The sequence below is a fragment of the Frankia sp. Mgl5 genome (assembly GCF_023242985.1).
GTDB classification, from domain to species: domain Bacteria; phylum Actinomycetota; class Actinomycetes; order Frankiales; family Frankiaceae; genus Parafrankia; species Parafrankia soli.
This window is the reverse complement of record NZ_JALKFY010000850.1, coordinates 1-17,725: the sequence shown is the minus strand read 5'-3', so window position 1 is coordinate 17,725 and position 17,725 is coordinate 1. Positions and strand designations below refer to the sequence as shown.

Genomic DNA, 17,725 nt, shown 5'->3' with positions numbered 1-17,725 from the left:
GAGTGAGTCCATGGACTCACTCAACGGCCACGCTTCGGCACGGCGGAGTTGAGGTCGGGGAGGGAGCGGTGGTTGGCCTGGCGTGAGCGCCCGTGTCGCACAGGGTCGACCTGTGTCGTGGTGCGCCGGGCCAGGCACCGCCTTTGCGGATGATCGTGGCGCTGTCGAGGGCGCCTACCGGCCCAGGTATCTCACGGCCGTTCTTTCTCCGCGCCCGCCCCGCGCCCGGCCCGCACCGAAACGCGCTCAGGCCCGTCTCGCGGACCGTTCCGGTCAGTCCTGCGGACCGTTCAGATCAGCGCTGAAGCGCTCGGGGTCAGCGCCGGGTCGGTCATCGTGGAGCGCTCAGGCCGGCGCCGGAGCCGGCGGGCGCGGCCGGGGGGCCGGAGCCGCCAGGCGGGCCGCGTACCGGCCCGCCGAGGACGTTATCTCCAGCGGAATCCCGAAACAGGCCGAGAGCCGTTCGGAGAGCATGACCTCCGCCACCGGCCCGGCGGCGAGTACCTGGCCGCGGCGCAGCAGAAGCGCGTGCGTCACGCCGACCGGGATCTCCTCGACGTGATGGCTGACCAGCACGGTGACCGGGGCGACCGGATCGGCTGCGAACCGGGTCAGCAGCCGCAGCAGGGCCTCCCGCGCGCCGAGGTCCAACCCGCCGGCCGGCTCGTCCAGCAGCAGGAACTCGGGGTCGGTCATCAGCGCCCGGGCGATCTGGACCCGCTTGCGCTCCCCCTCCGACAGCGTGCCGAAGGTGCGCTCGACCAGGCCCCGGCAGCCGAACTGGCCGAGCAGGTCCGCGGCACGGCGCAGGTCGACGTCGTCGTACGCCTCGTCGGCGCGACCCAGCACGGACCAGCCGGCGGTGACGACGGCGTCGAGGACCCGCTCGCCGGGCGGCGGCGCGTCGGTGAGCACCGGGCTGACGACGCCGACCCGGTAACGCAGGTCATGCAGGTTCACCCGGCCCAGGCGCGCGCCGAGAAGATCGACCGCGCCGGCGGTGGGGAACAGGCGGGAGGAGGCGATCTGCAGCAGGGTGGTCTTGCCCGCGCCGTTCGGCCCGAGCACCACCCAGCGCTCGCCCTGGTTCACCACCCAGCTCACGTCCCGCAACAGGTCAACCCCGTCGCGCCTGACCGTGACCTTGTCGAGGCGCAGCACCGCGTCCGGCATGGCGCTCACGTTACGCGAGGCGCGGCCCCGGCCGGAGGCGGGTGGACCTGCCGGCGCGAACGCACCACCGCGCCCCCACCGGAGAACACCCGCCGGGCACGGCTCCGCCGCCCGTTGGGCGACGATCCCTCTCAGGTCGTCCAGCCGGGCTGGGCGCCAGGCCCCGCGCCCAGCCCGGCTGGACGTCAGACCCGGCTCGGGTCGATCTCCGCCCACACCAGCTTGCCGTCGCCGACGGGCCGCACGCCCCAGCGCAGCGCGAGCCGACCGACCAGATCGAGCCCGCGGCCGGTCTCGTCGTCGGGACCGGCCCGGCGGCGGCGGGGCATCCGGCCGCCGGCGTCGCCCACCTCGACCAGGATGCGCCGGGCACCCTTACCTCCCGAACCGCTACCTGCCGAACCGCTGCCCACCGAGCCGCCGCCCGCCGCACCGGCACCCGCCGGGCTCGACGCCGCCATCCGCCGTACCCGGACCGACAGCGGGGCCCGCCCGTGCACCAGCGCGTTGCCGACGAGCTCGGAGAGCACGAGCACCACGGTGTCGATCACCGGCGGCTCTGTCAGGGCGTTCTCCAGCGCCACCCGCACCTGCGCGCGGACCTGGCTGAGCCCCGCCGAGGGATCGGCGGAGACGTCCAGCGGCTCGGCCAGCGGGTCCGGCACGGGCAGCCGGGCCAGCAGCAGCGCGACGTCGTCGCCGGGCGGCGGGCCGCCCGCGCCGACCCGCGCCGCGCAGGCGGCCCGGGCCAGGTCGTCGAGCCGGCCGTCCCACTCCTCGGCCGGGCGGGCCAGGACGGCGGCCAGGTTCGAGACCCCGGCGTCGATGTCCAGCCCGCGCCCGCGCACGAGTCCGTCGGTGAACAGGGCCAGCAGCGAGCCGGGCCCGAGCGAGACGGTGTACTCGGTCATCGCGTCGCAGGCGAGGCCGAGCGGGGTCGCGGCCGCCATGTAGAGCCGGGAGACCAGGCCGTCCGGGGCGACCACCAGGGGCGGCGGGTGCCCGGCGCTGGCGAGGGTCAGCAGCCCGGTGTCGGTCTCCACGACGGCGTAGATGCAGGTGGCGATCAGGTCCTCGCCGAGGTCGGCGACGAGCCCGTCGAGTTGGATGAGGACCTCGGCTGGTGGCAGGTCCAGCCGGGCGCAGGTGCGCACGGCGCTGCGGAGCTGCCCCATGAGAGCGGCAGCGCGCACACCGCGTCCCATCACATCGCCGATGACCAGCGCCACCCGCCCGGCGCCGAGGTCGATGACGTCGAACCAGTCGCCGCCGACCTGGTCGTTCTCGCCCGCGGGCAGGTACCGGGTGGCCAGGTCGAGGCCCGCCGGGGCCAGGGTGCGCGGCAGCAGCGCCTTCTGGAGCGCCAGCGCGTCGCCACCGTCGCGGCCACCGGCCTCGGCGCGTTCCAGGGCGGGCGCTGTACGGGCCGCGACCTCGGTCAGGAAGGGCAGGTCGTCCGTGGTGAAGGCGGGGCGCTCACCGGCGGCGATCGCCGTCAGCACGCCGGCCGGGCGGCCCCGGAACGTGATCGGCACCGCCGCGGCGCTGTGCCCCTCGGCCTCCCGTACCCAGCGGGCCAGCTCGGGAGTCAGGGCACCGTCCAGGAACGGGGCGTCGGGGCTGGCGGGCAGGAGCACGGGCGTGGCGCCGGCGGCGACCGCGGCGAGCGGGCCCGCCCCCGGCAGGACGAGCGCGGGAGCACCGGGCGGTGCCGCGGCGGTGAGTCCGTCACGGGCCGCGAACACCGCCGGACGCGACCCAGGCAACCCAGGCAACCCCGGCAATCCGGGCGCTGCGGACGTCTCGGTCTCGTCCGCGGGCGGCAGCAGGTGGATGACGCAAACGTCGGCGATCTCCCCGGCAACCGCCGCGGCCAGCGCCGACAGAGCACGCTCCGGGCTGGTGGCCGAGGCCACCGCCTCGCCCGCACGGGCGAGCTGCTCCAGCCTGCGCCGCGCGGCGCCCGCCGCCGACTGCTGGACGTCCGCCGCCGCCAGCGCCGCCGTCAGCTCGGCCTCGGCCTCGTCGCGGTCCCGCCGGCTGCGCGCGGTGTCGGCGGCCAGCCGCTCGAACAGGGTCGCGCGCTCGAGGGCCTGCGCGCACTGCTCGGCCATCGCCATCAGGAACGCCTGGTCGTCGGTGTCGAACTCGCGCGGCGAGGGGAACCCGAGGTGGAGGACACCGAAGGGCACGTCGGTCGTCGCGAGCGGCAGCAGCGCCCAGGCGTGCTCCGGCCCCGACTCGACCGCGCCGAGCAGGTCGGCAACGGGCCAGCGCCCGCCGAGCTCGTCGCGGCTACGCAGGAACAGCGGCCGCCGGCCGCGGATGACCTCTGCGAGCGGGTGGATGGCGCCGAGCCCGACCTCCGACCAGCGCTCGGCGTACTGGTCCGAGGTGCCCACCAGGGAGCGGAACCGGAGCCGGTCGTCGCTCTCGTCGATCAGTGCCACGCCGCGGCCCACGGCGCGCGCGGCCCGCCCGCCGCTGTCGAGCACCGCCGCGACGACGTCGTCGACGGTCACCGCCCGACCGAGGGCGGAGGTCAGCCGCCATGACTGCTCACGGCGCCAGGTCGCCTCGTCCGGCACGCCGTCCTGCGCGGGTCGCGGGTCGCGGGCGGAACGGGCCTCGGTGACGTCGGTCAGCACACCGATCCACTCGACCTGCGGCCCGTCCACCACGGGCACCAGCCGGGCGGTGATCGTCCGGTGTGTCCCGGTGACGTCCGGGACACCGAACTCGGCGTCGAACGGCTCGCGGCGCTCGATCGCGCCGTGCCAGGCCCGGGCGACCCGCTCGCGGTCATCGGGATGGATCGCGTCCAGCCAGCCGAAACCGGCGGCCTGCGCGCCGTTCTGGCCGGTGGCAGCGCGCCAGCGGGGCAGGTCGGTGTCGAGCGCGCCGTCCTCGCCGGCGTGGAAGACGTCCGCCGCGGTGGCCTCGCCCAGCGCCCGCTCCCGGCCGACGGCGCGGGCGTGGTCCCGCTCGGCGGTCTTCGCGCGGGTCGCGTCGAGGGCGACGAGGACCGCGCCGGCGCGGGCACCGAGCCGGTCGGTGGCCGGGTACCAGCTCGCCGACCAGGTCTGGTTCGGGCCGGCGCCGCCGGTGGCGACTCCGATCTCGAGGTCGGTCACCGCCTCGCCCGTGCGCAGGACACGGGACAGCAGGCCGTCCATCTCCTGGCCGATCTCCCCGAGGAGCTCGGACATGGTGCGGCCCAGGTGCTCGGCGGCCGGGCGGCCGTTGAGCCGCGCGAGGACGTCGTTCACCCGGATGTAGCGGCCGCCGGCGTCGTACAGGGCGAGGCCGACGGGGGCCTGGTCGAACAGGGCCTCCCGCAGCGCCAGCCCGGCGAGATCCGCGCCCTCGGACGCCCCGCCACCGCCCGGGTGGGACGGCCCGGCCGGGACCGGCCCGTCGTGGCCCGCCCCGGTGGCACCGACTCCGCCCGAACCGCCCGGACCGGCCCCGGGGCCGGGTTCGAGGGCCGGCGGCCCCCAGGGCGTACCAAAGTCAGACGACGCCGGCCCGTGCGGCGGTTGCCCGGGTGGGAAGCCGGGTGTGACCGCGAAACCGGGCCCGAAGTCGCCGGGGAAGCCGCGCTCGTCACCGGGCGACGCGGACGCCACAGGCCCGGCCTGCCCGTGCGCGGACGGAACCTGCCCGGACGGCGCGGGCCCGTCCATCGCGGGCCCGGACAGCTCCTGTCCGGGCGGTTCCTGCCCCGCAGGAGGGGACCCCGACGGCGGGAACTCGGACGACGGCGCGGCCACGGTCGGCGGCGGTGCCGGCGGAGCGGACTCCCCCGGCGGGGGCACCGGCGGCGCCGGCGTGTTCTCGCCCGCGGGCGGTGACGCCGACGGCGGCGGCCCCGGGATCAGCCCGGCCAGCGGCACGATGCCCGGCGATGAACCGGCGGGAACGCCTGTGACGGGTAGTTGTCCCACTCCCCCGGACCCGGCGGACGGCGGCTCGCCCGGCGGCGGCGAGCCGGGCAGGGGCGGGGGCGGCGGCAGGCCGATCGAGGACGCCGGCGCCGGCGCGTCGCCGTCCCCCACGAGGGGCTCCCATTCGGAGGGCGTCCCCCGCGGGCCGGCGGGCATCGCCCCGCCGGTGACGTCAGCGTAAGAAGGCCAGCCGACCGGCCCGCCGGCCCAGCTGTTCCCACCCGCCCACTCGGAACCGGGAGCGCCGAGCCCGCCCAGGCCACCAAGCGCACCCGGCCCGCCGACGTCCCCCGGCCCGCCAAGACCACCCGGCCCGCCGAGACCACCCGGACCACTCAGACCGCCGAGACCGTTGAGACCGTCGCGACCGCCGGGACCCGTCGGGTCCGGACCACCCGTCCCGGACTGCCCGTCGCCAGTGGCGTCATGGGCCTGCACGTCAGGGCCGGCGGACGGCCGGCCGGCGGGCTGCGCGGAGTACGGCGTGGTCATGGCAGACGATTGTGGACGGTGGGGACACGTTGTGCCGAACCGGCCCGGGGCTCCGGCCTGGCCGGCAGGTCCGCGACAGGGCGCCAGAACCGGCGCGGACCGGCGTCCGCGCGAGGGGTTGGCGGTGCTAGGACGATGTCCGCGGACAGCACGCTCACCCGGTCCGCCGAGACGATCACGGGCTCGAGTGTGAGGTGCTTCACCCCGCCGATGTCATCCACGAGGCGGGCCAGCCGCAGGAGCAGATCCTCGAGCGCGGCGACGTCCACCGGCTCGGCGCCGCGGTAGCCGAACAGCAGCGGCGCCGCGCGCACCGAGCGGACAAGGCGCGCGGCGTCGGCGTCGGTCAGCGGGAGGATGTGGTGCACCCGGTCGCCCAGCAGCTCGGTGGCCGGGCCGGCCAGCCCGAACGACACCAGCGGGCCGAACCGGGGATGCTGCTCGGCTCCGGCGACCACCGCGACCCCGCCGGGGACCATCCGCTGCGCGACGATCGGCGCGCCCGGCCCGAGCCGCTCGGCCAGCGAGCGCCACGCGGCGCGCACGGCCGCCGGGTCGGGCAGGTCCAGGCGCTGCCCCCCGAGGTCCGGCCGGTGCCGGTACCCGTCGGACAGCGCCTTGAGCACCACGGGCCAGCCGAGCAGGCCGGCGGCCTCGACCGCCTCGTCAGCGCCGCCGACGACCCGGCGGGGCACCACCTCGATGCCGTAGCAGGCCAGGAGCTCGCCGGCCGCGCCGTCGGTGAGGCGGCCGGTCGTCCCCGCCACGAGCCGGCGGGCCTCCTCGGCCCGCACCTGGGTGGCCGGCACCGCTCCGGAGGGCAGAGCCCGCCAGTGGGCGTAGCCGACGGCCCGGCGCAGCGCCGCGACCGCACCCTCGGGCGAGGGATAGGCCGGTATAGCGCCGAGCTCCGGCGACACCTCCGTGGCCCGCACGGTCGCCAGCAGGGGCACCCGCACCAGCGGCGCGGCGGCGGCGGCGCCGATTCCCGCGGCCACGCCGACTCCCGCGGCCGCGAGGCCGGGCAGCGACGACGGCAGCCGCACCGCGATCACGAGCAGGGCGTCCACCTCGGCCGAGGCCGAGACGAGAGCGTCGCGGAACGCCTCGGCGGTGCTGCCGACCGGCAGCAGCACCTCCCGCACCGCGAGCCCGGCCGCGTCGGCCGCCCGGGCGGTGAACCGCACCAGGGCCCGTGAGTCGCCGACCACGGCGACCCGGTTGCCCGCCGGCAGCGGCTGGTTGGCGAGCAGCAGCGCCACGTCCAGGCCCTGCGAGACCCGGTCGACGCCGATCACCCCGGCCTGGCGCAGCAGGGCCTCGTCCAGCGGGGTGCGCTCGGAGAGCACGACCACGACCGGGGTGTCGCGGCCGAGCCGGCGCGCCAGCCGGGCGAACTTGCGCGGGTTCCCGAAGGTCTCCAGGTGCATCAGCGCCACACCCGTGGACGGGTCCGCCTCCCAGTACTGCAGGAGATCATTGCCGCTGACGTCCGCGCGGTCGCCCGCGGAGACGAAGACCGAGAACCCCAGCCGACGGCCCGCGGCGGCCTCCAGCAGCGCCCCGCCGAGCGGCCCGGACTGCGAGTAGCAGCCGATGCGGCCGGCCGGCGGCATCCGCTCGACCAGCGAGGCGTTCAGCCCCACCGCCGGGTTCTGGATGCCGAGGCTGGCCGGGCCGACCACCCGCATACCGTTCGCGCGGGCGTCGGAGGCGAGCCGCGCGTCGGCGGCGTCGTCCCGCTGGTCGGTCACCACGACCAGGCCGCGCACGCCGTGCCGGCCGCAGGCGGCGACGACCGCCGGGATCACCTCCGCGGACACGCAGAGCACCGCGAGGTCGACGGGCCGCGGCGTGTCCTCCACCGAGGCGTACGCCCGGACCGAGGCGACGGCGCCCTCCCCCGCCGCGGCGGCCGGGTTGACCGGGTACACCGGGCCGTCGAAGCCGCCGGCGAGCAGGTTGCGCAGGACGATGTTGCCCAGTGAGGAGCGGTCCCGGCCGGCGCCGACGACCGCGATGGCCCTGGGGTGCAGCAGCCGGTTCATCGACGCGGCCTCGGCCCGGTGCTCCCGGGCGCGCATGACGTCCACCGAGCGGGCTGTCGGCGCGATGTCGAACGACAGCCGGACCCCGCCGGACTCCCAGGTGCGCGCCACGGTGTAGCCGGCGTCGAGGAACACCCGGATCATCTGCTGGTTCTCGCTGAGGACGTCGGCGTCGAAGCGGCGCACCCCGCGCTCGGCCGCGGCCGCGGCCAGGTGCTCCAGCAGCACCGAGCCGAGCCCGCGGCCCTGCTGGGCGTCCTCGACGAGGAAGGCGACCTCCGCGTCGGGCGCCGGACGGCCATCGGCGCCCCCGCGGCTTCCGGCAGCGTCAGGGGTGCTGGTGGTGCTGGTGGTGCTGGTGGTGTCGGTGGTGCCGGGAGTGCCGGGGGCGTTCGGTGGACCGGCCGCGTCGGCGGCAGAGCGGGGGCGGCCCTCCCAGTGCGCGAGGGCGACGATCTCGCCGCTGATCAGCGCCACCAGGGCGCCGCGGACCCACTGATCGACGTTGGTCGTCCGGGCGATGTCCTCGTCACTGAGCCCGCGCCGGACGTTGAAGTACCGGAAGTAGATCGTCCGCTGGGACAGCCGGGACCAGAACGGCCGCAGCAGCGCCCCGTCCGACGGCCGGATCGGACGGATGTGCGCCGTCCCGCCGTCCGACAGGATGACGTCGGCCTCCCAGTGGGCGGGGTAGTCGCGCGGCAGGCCAGGATCGGGGCCGGCGTTCACCGGTCCGCGAGCGGGTCGAGCCCGTGCAGCGGGAGCACCGCGCTGCGGGTCTGCGCGACCGAGCGGTCCAGCGGGTCGTCGGGGTCGCCCTCGCCGGCGTCCCACGGATGGTAGGCGGCCGGGGCGCCGTCGCCGAAGGTCGACGGCATCCCGGCGGCGCCGACCGAGTCGTGGCCCGTCGCCGCGCGGACCCGGGCCGGCGCCCCGGCGACCCACTCCTCGGGCAGCGCCCGCGCCGCGTCCAGCGGGGTGTGGGCGGCGATCGCGACGAGCTGCGTCCAGGCCCGCGGCACGACGGCGTCCAGGGCGTAGCCACCGCCCCCGCAGGCGAGCCAGCGCCCTCCGCACACCTCGTGGGCCAGCTGGTGCAGCGCCTCGTAGGAGGCGCGCTGGCCGTCGAGGGAGAGCCGCAGGTCGGCCAGCGGGTCGAGCGCGTGCGTGTCGCACCCGTGCTGGGTGACCAGGACCTGCGGGCGGAACGCGCGCAGCATTACCGGGACCACCCCGGAGAACGCGCGCAGCCAGCCGGCGTCGCCCGTCCCGGGCGGCAGCGCAACGTTCACCGCCGTGCCCTCGGCGTCACCCGTGCCGACCTCCCGGGCGAAACCGGTGCCGGGGAACAGCGACCGCCCGCTCTGGTGCAGCGAGATCGTGAGCACCCGCGGATCGTCGTAGAAGGCCGCCTGGACGCCGTCGCCGTGGTGCACGTCGATGTCGACGTAGGCGACCCGGCTCGCGCCGGCGGACAGCAGCCAGGCGATCGCGACGGCCGGATCGTTGTAGACGCAGAACCCGCTGGCCGAGCCGCGCATCGCGTGGTGCAGGCCCCCGGCCAGCGACACCGCGTGCTGGTGGGTGCCCTTCCACACCGCCTCGGCGGCGGCGAGCGTCCCGCCGGTCACCAGCGCGGCGGCGGCGTGCATCCGGTCGAAGACCGGGTTGTCGGCGGTGCCCAGCCCGAAGCGGCCCGCCAGCAGCGACCCGGCCCGCGACCCCGGCGACGCCGCGCGCACCGCACTGAGGTAGGCGGGGTCGTGGACGAGCTCGATCAGGTCGTCGCCGGCCATCCCCGCCGAGGCGACGGTGATCCCCGGGGCGTCGAGCAGGCCGACGGCGCCGGCGAGATCCATCGTCAGCGCGAGCCGCACCGGGTGCAGCGGATGGGTCGGGCCGAAGTCGTAGTCGAGCATCGCCCTCTCCCAGATGAGGAGGGCCTGCGCACCCGCTCCGGGCGCGGCCGGCGAGGGCTCGGTGTTCGCGGACGTGCTCACACGACGACGGTAGCTCCGCGCGACGCCCCGCACGACTGTCCTGACGACACCCGCCGTGGCCGGAACAGCCGTCCCCGGCCGCGTGAGCGGGGGCCGGCGCCGGGCCGGTGCCCCGGCGACGCTGTGGACGGACGTCCAACCCGGACACATTAGGGTCAGATCACGTGGCCGCAGACGAAGGACCGAAACACGACGAACCACGCGATGGGCGGGACGGCGGTGCGGGCCCGAGCGGACCGGGTGGCCCCCCGCGTCGGGTCGGCGAGGGCACCGTGCTGTGGGAGCCCCCGCCGCGACGGGTCACCGAGGCCTCGGTGACGAGGTACCGGGAGTGGCTGGCGGACGAACACCAGCTGCGCATCGCCGACTCCACCCGGCTACGACTGTGGGCCGAGGCCGAACCCGGCCGGTTCTGGGACTCGATCTGGGAGTTCTGCGCCGTCGAGGGCGACCGCGGCGACGGGCCGGCGCTGACCGGCGCGGCCGTGCCCGACGCCCGCTGGTTCCCGACGGCCCGGGTCAACTACGCGGAGAACGCGCTCACCCGGCACGGCCCGGCCCCGGCGATCATCGCTGTCCGGGAGGACGGCGCGACCGCGGTGGTGAGCTGGGACGAGCTGCGCCGGCAGGTGGCACGGGCCGCCGCCGGGCTGCGCCGGCTCGGGGTCAGGCCCGGCGACCGGGTCGGAGCGGTGCTACCGAACACGGTGCACGCGGTGGTGGCGATGCTGGCGACGGCGAGCGTCGGGGCGGTGTGGGCGTCGTGCTCACCGGATCTCGAACCGGCCGCGCTCGCCGAGCGGTTCATCCAGATCACCCCGCGGGTGCTCATCGGCGTCGACGGGTACACCCGCGGCGGCCAGGGCTACGACGCGATCCCGCCGCTGGCCGACCTGGCCCGGCGCCTGCCCAACCTGGCGGCCACGGTGCTGGTGCCCTACCTGTCTGCCGACGCCTACCCGCGGGCGGCGAGCGCAGACCTGCCGGGCCTGCTCACCTGGGACGACCTGCTCGCAGCCGAGGCGGAGCCGGCCTTCACCCGGCTGCCGTTCGACGCGCCGCTGTGGATCCTGTTCACCGACGAGATCGCCGGCCCGCCCAGGCCGGTCGTCCACGGGCACGGCGGGATCCTGCTGGAACACCTGAAGTCGCTGGTGCTGCACCTCGACCTCGGCCCGGACGACCGCTTCTGCTGGTACGGCACGACCAGCGGCATGATGTGGAACTACCAGGTCTCCGGGCTGCTCACCGGCGCGACGATCGTGCTCTACGACGGCAGCCCTAGCCACCCGGACGTGTCCATCCTGTGGCGGCTCGCCGAGGCGGTGGACGTCACCTGCCTGGGCGTCTCCGTGGCCCTCGTCGAGGCCTGCCGGCGGGTCGGGCTGGTGCCGGGCCGCGTCGCGGATCTCTCGCTGTTGCGCACGGTCGGTGCGTTCGGGGCCCCGTTCATCCCCGAGGCCGGTGCCTGGGTCTACGACACGGTGAGCCCGTCGGTGGCCTTCGTCGCCATGAGCGGCGGCACGGAGGTCTGCACCGCGCTGGTCACAGGGCTGCCGACCGACCCGGTGCGGGCCGGCGAGGCGGGCCGTGCGCTGGGGTGCGCGGTGGCCGTCGTGGACCCGTCCGGTCGGGAGGTGCCCGGTGGCGGTGTCGGGGAGCTGGTCGTCACCGCGCCGATGCCGTCGGCGCCCCTGTTCGTGTGGGGCGACCCGACCGGCTCGTGGCTGCTCCAGAAGCACCTGGCGAGGTTCCCGGGCTGGTGGTGGCAGGGCGAGCGCGCGCGGATGACGCAGGCCGGCGGGATCGCCGTCGACGGTCCGCTGGACGCCCTCGCCGCGCCCACCGGCGCACGCACCGCCGGCGCACGCACCACCGGCGCATAGGCAGGGCAGCGCAGGGACGCACAGGTGGACGGCACAGGCAGGCAAAGGGAAAAGCCGGATCCTCGCCCTCAGGCGAAGATCCGGCCTCCGACCACCCCTGCCGGAGCGGGACCGTATGGCCCACACCCCGGGCGGTCATGGGTGCCGGCCCGCGATGCCGGCGCCCACACGACGACCTCGTCCCAGACGCCGGCTCCTCAGTCGAGGAACTCGCGCAGCCTTCCGGCCACGGCCGGCTTGCGCAGTTCCCGCAGCGTGTCCCGCTCGATCTGGCGGATGCGCTCACGGGTGAGCCCGAGCCGGTTGCCGACCTCGGCGAGGGTGTGCTGCTTCCCGTCGGCGAGCCCGAAACGCAGCCGCATGACCTCGCGCTCACGAGGGTTCAGCGCGCCGAGGACGTTGTCGATCTCGTCCTGCATGGCGCCGTAGGAGGCGGCGTCGGCGGGCGACGTCGCGTCCGAGTCCTCGATGAAGTCGCCGAGCACGGAGTCGCCGTCGTCACCGACGGACGTCTCCAGGCTGACCGTGTCCTGCGCGTAGCGGCGCAGTTCGACGACCTGCTCGATCGGCATGTCCAGCTCGAGCGCGAGCTCCTCGTCCGTCGGCTCGCGGCCGAGGGTCGAGACAAGCTGGCGCTGCAGCCGGGTGATCTTGTTGATCTGCTCGACCACGTGCACCGGGATACGGATCGTGCGGGCCTGGTCGGCCAGCGCGCGGCCGATCGCCTGCCGGATCCACCAGGTGGCGTAGGTGGAGAACTTGTAGCCCTTCGCGTAGTCGAACTTCTCGACCGCGCGGATCAGACCCAGGTTCCCCTCCTGGACGAGGTCCAGCAGCGTCATACCCCGGCCGCTGTACTTCTTGGCGACCGACACCACCAGGCGCAGGTTGGCCGAGACCAGCTGCTGCTTGGCAGCCTGGCCGTCGGTGACCAGCACGCCGAGATCCCGGCGCAGGTCGTCGGCCAGGTCCTGGTCGGTGTCGAGCTTGTGCTCGGCGAACAGGCCCGCCTCGACGCGCTTGGAGAGCTCGACCTCCTGAGCGGCGTTGAGCAGCGGGACCTTGCCGATCTCCCGCAGGTACATGCGGACGAGGTCGGCGGTGCCGGCGTGGTCGGCGACCGTGCGGCCGGCGGCAGGAGCGCCGGGGGTGACGCGCTCCTCTTCCTCTTCTTCGACGAGGTCGATCCCGGCGGCACCCAGGCGGGAGATCAGCGCGGGCAGCAGCTCGACGCCGATGTCGGCGGCCTCGAGAGCCTCACGGAGCTCGGAACGGCTGAGCTCGCCGGTCTCGCGGCCACGCGCGATGAGTTCCGCGACGGCGGAGACGTCGAGCTCGTCGAGCTCGTCGGGGACCGCGGCCAGCGTGCGGCTTGGAGTGTTACGGACAGGAGAAGCGGAGCGACGGGTACGCCGCGGGCGCGGGCGTGACTCGTCGGTGCGCTCGGCTAGTTCCAGGGCAGGCAGCGTCATCAGTGGCAGATCCGATGGTCGGTGCGGGTGGGTCGTCTAGTTGCTTGCACGAGAGGTAACGACTGAACAGACGCAACCATTCCCCGTGAAGGCACAGCCGGACGTCAGCGATCGCCGGGCCTACTGGGAAGTGTAGACCCCTGCCATCGGGCCGCTGAACCCGCTGTCGCGAAGACTACCTGGCAGATCGTGTGCTGTGGCGGGAACGAGCAACTATCTCGACGACGCGCGACGTTCACCCTCGACTATCGGTGACCTTTCGCAACGGAGAGTGGTTGTCGTGACACCTTAGGGAGCGCAATCCAGAGATCGGCGTCACCTTCACCGTGTTCGCGCGAGGGTACGGCGCCTCGCACGGTCACGCGGCGGACTCCTTCCTCGACCCGGCCGGACGGCGCGGGGACGAATCGGATTACCGGCAGACCACGGCACTACCCGGTGGGCGCCCCTTCACGCACCCCCATGTGGTCCGGTTCGCCGATGTGGCGCGGGCCACGAGAAACGATGGCCCGTCGACGGGCGAGCCCGACTCGCCCACGGACCGGCGCGGCGGCGGCGCACCCCGCGACGCACACCGACCGCACCACCCCTCACACCATCTGCGCGCACCGCGCGGCCCACGCCGAGCACCGCGCGCGGCACGCGCCGGGCCCTCCCGCCGACCGCGCCCGTAACACCGGTCACGCCAGCCCCGACGCACACCCCGCTCGCCACCGAACGGGATTTCCTCCCGTGACCGGCGAGCCCTCCCGGAGCCGCCCGCCACGCGGCCGACCGGCAGCGAAGATCTTTCCGCCAACCGACCAATAATTACCCTACGTAGCGAACCTCGGATCGCCCCGGAACGACGCGAAGAAGTTCGGGACGTGCGTGGCGGGCCGGGCCCGACAGCCGCCGGCGGCCCGGACATGCCCTCCGAACCGGACTTTTTCCTGCGCCGCCGGCCCGGAAACCGCGCGGAGCACCAGCTCGGTAACCCCACGGCAACGGCATCCCGTTAGCCGGGCCACACCGGGCACCCCCACCAGGCGAGTACGCCGCGTGACCGCTACTCTCTCACGATGTCGGTCTCCCCGATGCCCGCGCCAGCCACATCCAGCTCCAACCCACCCGCCGCCACGCCCGGCACCGCGACCGGCGCCGCGCCCGCGACCGTGCCCGACAGCACGACCACCGCGGCGCCACGGAGGACACAAGCGGACCATCCGGGCGTACCACCGTCGGTGGTGGGCACGGGCACCAACCGGCCACCCGCGGACCACGCGGCGGTCGCCTCGCCGGTCGCCCCCGCCGCACGCACCGGGAGCGCCGACCCGGCCGGCACCGCCGATGTGACCCCCATCACTGTCGGTGCCGGCGGTCCCGGTACCCACACCAACGGGCACGGCGGACCCGGCGCGGCCGTCGCACCGGTCGCACCCGGCACAGTCTTCGCATCCGGCACAGTCTTCGCATCCGGCACAGCGGTGGACGCCCGCGCGGGCGCCGCGCCGGGCGGGGCGATCGCGCCGCCGGCCACGGAAATCCCCCTGTCGGCGGACATCGCCGCGGTGCGCGAGACGGCCGTGGCGGTGCTGCGCGCCAACGACCTTGGTGACATCACCCGGCCGTCGCCGACGCTCTACCCGCACCAGTGGCTGTGGGACAGCTGCTTCATCGCCATCGGCCTGCGCCACCTCGACCCGGCGCGTGCCGCCGCCGAGCTGCTCTCGCTGCTGCGCGGCCAGTGGCCCGGCGGCATGATCCCGCACGTGATCTTCGCCGAGACGACCGACTACTACCACGCGGGTCCGCAGCGCTGGCGCTGCGACCGGGTCTGCACGACCGCCGGCGGGGTCCAGTCGACCGGCGTCACCCAGCCGCCGATGATCGCCGAGGCGGCCGTGCGGGTGGGCCAGGCGATGAGCAGGGAGGACCGGGCCGACTTCTACCGGCGGCTCGCACCGGGCCTGGTGCGCTTCCACGAGTGGCTCTACCGCGAGCGCGACCCCGACGACACCGGCCTGGTGACGCTGGTCCACTCCTGGGAATCCGGAATGGACAACACCCCCACCTGGATGGAGATGACCAAGCCGGTCGCTCCCCGGGCGGTACGCGCGCTGCGCCGGATCAACGGCGACGACGCACTCGACGCCCTGCGCCGCGACTCCAAGGAGGTGCCGCCGGACGAGCGGCTGACCTCGGCGGACCTGTTCACGCTCTACCGGATCGTCCGCGAGCTGCGCCGCAGCCGGTACGACTTCCGGACGATCCGCTCCACCTTCGTCCCGCTCGTGCAGGACGTGGCCTTCAATGCGATCCTGGCCCGGGCCAACGAGCATCTCGAAACGATCGCGGCCGAGGCCGGGGTGCGCATCCCGCGCTGGCTGTCCCGTTCGATGCGCCGGACCCGCGCGGCCCTCAACGAGCTGTGCTCGGACGGTGTCTACTACAGCCGGAACTTCCGCACCGGCGAGCTGCTGCGCCACCACACCATCGCCGGCTTCCTGCCGCTGTACGCGGGCGTGGTGCCGGAGTCCCAGGTGGACGACATGGTGGACACGCTCATGTCACCGCGGTACTGGGCCCAGTACGGCATCGCCAGCGTGCCGACCGACGACCCCGCCTTCCTGCCTCGCTGCTACTGGCAGGGCCCGGTGTGGGTCAACATGAACTGGCTGATCGCGGACGGCCTGGACCGCTACGGCCGGACCGAGGCCGCCGCCGCGATCCGCCGCAACACCCTGGACGTGATCGTGTCGTCGGGATCGATGTACGAGTACTACTCACCGCTCGACGGTTCCGGCGCCGGCAGCAACCGCTTCTCCTGGACGGCCGCCCTGCTGGTGGACATGCTCGACAACGGCGCCCGCCCGACCTCCCGGGCCCAGGCGGCCATCCCCACCACCCGCACCCCCGCCTGACGGCCGGAACCGACAGGCCGCTGGCGGGGCCCCCGCCGGTGAGGTGCGGCGAGGTGTCTCCCCGACTCGATGGTGCCGCTGGGACTCCCCGTCTCCGGCTACGGAGGAGGTGCTGGCAGCGCCCGCCAGTCATACCGGCGCGCTACGACGTCGATATCGACGTCACGGCTATCGACTTCGATATAGTAGTCACGACCCATGACGTCTATATCGAAGTCGACGGGGTGGGAATGGCGTACACAGGGAAGATCACGAGCGCCGAGTCCCTGGGCCTCTTCCTCCAGCAGGCCCGGCTGCTGTCAGGGCTGAGCCAGCGAGAGCTCGCTCGCCGGCTGGGCACGACGCAGAAGTACATCTGGGAGCTGGAGTCCGGCAAGCCGTCGATCGTGATGGATCGCCTCTTCGCGGCCATGCGCGCGACCGGCATGGAGCTGACCGCAACCATCACACCCCCAGGCGAGAGCGATGGCTGACCTGGTCGTGGAGCTGTACGGGACGCAGGTGGGCGTTCTCGCGGGCCCATGGCGCACCTTCGACTTCGTCACAGGCCAGGCCGCAGTCGAGAAGTTCGGCCTCAACAGCACGATCCTGTCAGCGGCGATCCCGCTCACGGCCGTGCAGACACGGGCGCGCAAGGACCGCCGACAGAACTTCTTCCGCGAGCTGTTGCCCGAGGCACGGATGCTCTCCCGCCTCGCGCAGCAGGCCGGCGTCTCCGAACTGGACGTCATCGGCCTGCTGCGCCGGTACGGCCGCGATGCCGCTGGAGCCCTGCAGGTCTGGGACCCGGACGTCCCCGGCGAGCCCAAGCAGCCTGCGCTCGAGCCGCTTTCGGCCGCCGGGGTGGCCGACATGCTCACCCACGTCCAGCGCGACCCGCTCGGGAACAGGCTTGCCACGGGCAAGACCTCACTGGCCGGCGTCCAGGACAAGATCGTGCTGGCGCGGACCGGCGAAGGCTGGAACAGGGTCATCGACGGCTGGCCGTCGACCCACATCCTCAAACCGCGGTCACGGGACTACCCGACAACGATCTACGACGAGGAGTTCGGGGCACGCTTCGCACGGGGCACCGGACTCGCCTCCTACTCCACGTGGATCGAGGAGTTCGAGGGCGTGCCTGCCGTGGTCATCGAACGCTATGACCGATCTCCCGACGCCCCGCAGGGCCGCATCCACCAGGAGGACTTCAACCAGGTCCTCGGCACGGCAGGCAACCAGAAGTACCAGAAGTACCAGAAGTACGGCGGACGCGTGAGCCTCGAACGCATCGCACGCGTGTTCTCGACAACCGGCGACGACGACTCACTCCGGCGCATGTTCCGTCTCGTCGTGGTCTCGGTCGCCGTCGGCAATCTCGACCTGCACGGGAAGAACATCTCCCTCGTGCACCGCCCCGACGGGTCGATGACGCTCAGCCCCGCCTACGACCTCGTGCCCCAGGCACACCTGCCCAACGACGGCGAGGTCGCCCTCGCCGTCGACGGCGAGTACCGGCACGCCGCCCTCACCCTCGAACACCTCACGACCGAAGGTCGCGCCTGGGGCCTCGCCGGGGCGGCCGAGCTCGCCGAGGAGACCCTGACCACAGTGCTCGGTCTGGTGAGAACCCAGACCCCCCATCCGGAGGCTCACCCCGGGCTCGCCCACGACATCGCCCGGTTCACCTCCAACCTGCTCGCGGGGCGCGCGATCGGCGACGGGTGACCGCCCGGACCACCGGCCGGCCGGCCGGCCGGCCGGCCCGCTCCGCGCCCCCCCCACCGTCACGGTCACATGTAGAGCAGTGCTGCAGCAGACGCCC

Annotated in this window: 9 protein-coding genes; 4 read left to right on the top strand and 5 right to left on the bottom strand. The window is 74.5% G+C overall.

The window, feature by feature from the left end; all coding sequences use genetic code 11:
* Positions 1–345: 345 nt before the first annotated feature.
* The 4 genes from MXD62_RS36735 to MXD62_RS36720 all read right to left on the bottom strand — a co-directional run bounded on the left by MXD62_RS36735 (position 346) and on the right by MXD62_RS36720 (position 9,693).
* The gene (locus tag MXD62_RS36735) at positions 346–1,173 is read right to left on the bottom strand and encodes an ABC transporter ATP-binding protein (protein ID WP_248833924.1); all 828 of its coding nucleotides are present in this window, start codon (positions 1,171–1,173) and stop codon (positions 346–348) included.
* Between the two features lie 185 nt (positions 1,174–1,358).
* Positions 1,359–5,612: a SpoIIE family protein phosphatase gene (locus MXD62_RS36730; RefSeq protein ID WP_248833923.1), complete on the bottom strand. Its 4,254-nt coding sequence runs from the start codon at positions 5,610–5,612 to the stop codon at positions 1,359–1,361.
* Entirely contained in the window at positions 5,609–8,389 is a 2,781-nt protein-coding gene (locus MXD62_RS36725; RefSeq protein ID WP_248833922.1) for a bifunctional GNAT family N-acetyltransferase/acetate--CoA ligase family protein, read from the bottom strand. The genes MXD62_RS36730 and MXD62_RS36725 overlap by 4 nt, the downstream gene beginning before the upstream one ends.
* Positions 8,386–9,693 carry an acetoin utilization protein AcuC gene (locus MXD62_RS36720; RefSeq protein ID WP_248833921.1) on the bottom strand — a complete coding sequence of 436 codons (1,308 nt, stop codon included), beginning with the start codon at positions 9,691–9,693 and terminating at the stop codon, positions 8,386–8,388. The genes MXD62_RS36725 and MXD62_RS36720 overlap by 4 nt, the downstream gene beginning before the upstream one ends.
* A gap of 239 nt (positions 9,694–9,932) precedes the next feature.
* Here MXD62_RS36720 and MXD62_RS36715 point away from each other — a divergent pair, with 239 nt between their 5' ends.
* On the top strand, positions 9,933–11,546 hold the full coding sequence (locus MXD62_RS36715; protein ID WP_248833920.1) for an acetoacetate--CoA ligase: 1,614 nt from the start codon (positions 9,933–9,935) through the stop codon (positions 11,544–11,546).
* A gap of 197 nt (positions 11,547–11,743) precedes the next feature.
* Here MXD62_RS36715 and MXD62_RS36710 read toward each other — a convergent pair whose 3' ends face one another.
* Complete coding sequence (locus MXD62_RS36710; RefSeq protein ID WP_083390840.1) at positions 11,744–13,018, bottom strand: sigma-70 family RNA polymerase sigma factor; 1,275 nt, start codon at positions 13,016–13,018, stop codon at positions 11,744–11,746.
* Positions 13,019–14,484: 1,466 nt separating this feature from the next.
* On the opposite strand from MXD62_RS36710, the gene MXD62_RS36705 reads away from it, so the two are divergent.
* From MXD62_RS36705 to MXD62_RS36695, 3 genes are all read left to right on the top strand, one after another.
* A complete protein-coding gene (locus tag MXD62_RS36705; RefSeq protein ID WP_248833925.1) occupies positions 14,485–15,921 on the top strand; it encodes an amylo-alpha-1,6-glucosidase in 1,437 nt (478 codons plus the stop codon).
* Between the two features lie 230 nt (positions 15,922–16,151).
* Positions 16,152–16,394, top strand: a complete 243-nt coding sequence (locus MXD62_RS36700; RefSeq protein ID WP_248833919.1) for a helix-turn-helix domain-containing protein — start codon at positions 16,152–16,154, stop codon at positions 16,392–16,394.
* The gene (locus MXD62_RS36695) at positions 16,387–17,628 is read left to right on the top strand and encodes a HipA domain-containing protein (protein WP_248833918.1); all 1,242 of its coding nucleotides are present in this window, start codon (positions 16,387–16,389) and stop codon (positions 17,626–17,628) included. The genes MXD62_RS36700 and MXD62_RS36695 overlap by 8 nt, the downstream gene beginning before the upstream one ends.
* The last annotated feature ends 97 nt before the right edge of the window (positions 17,629–17,725 follow it).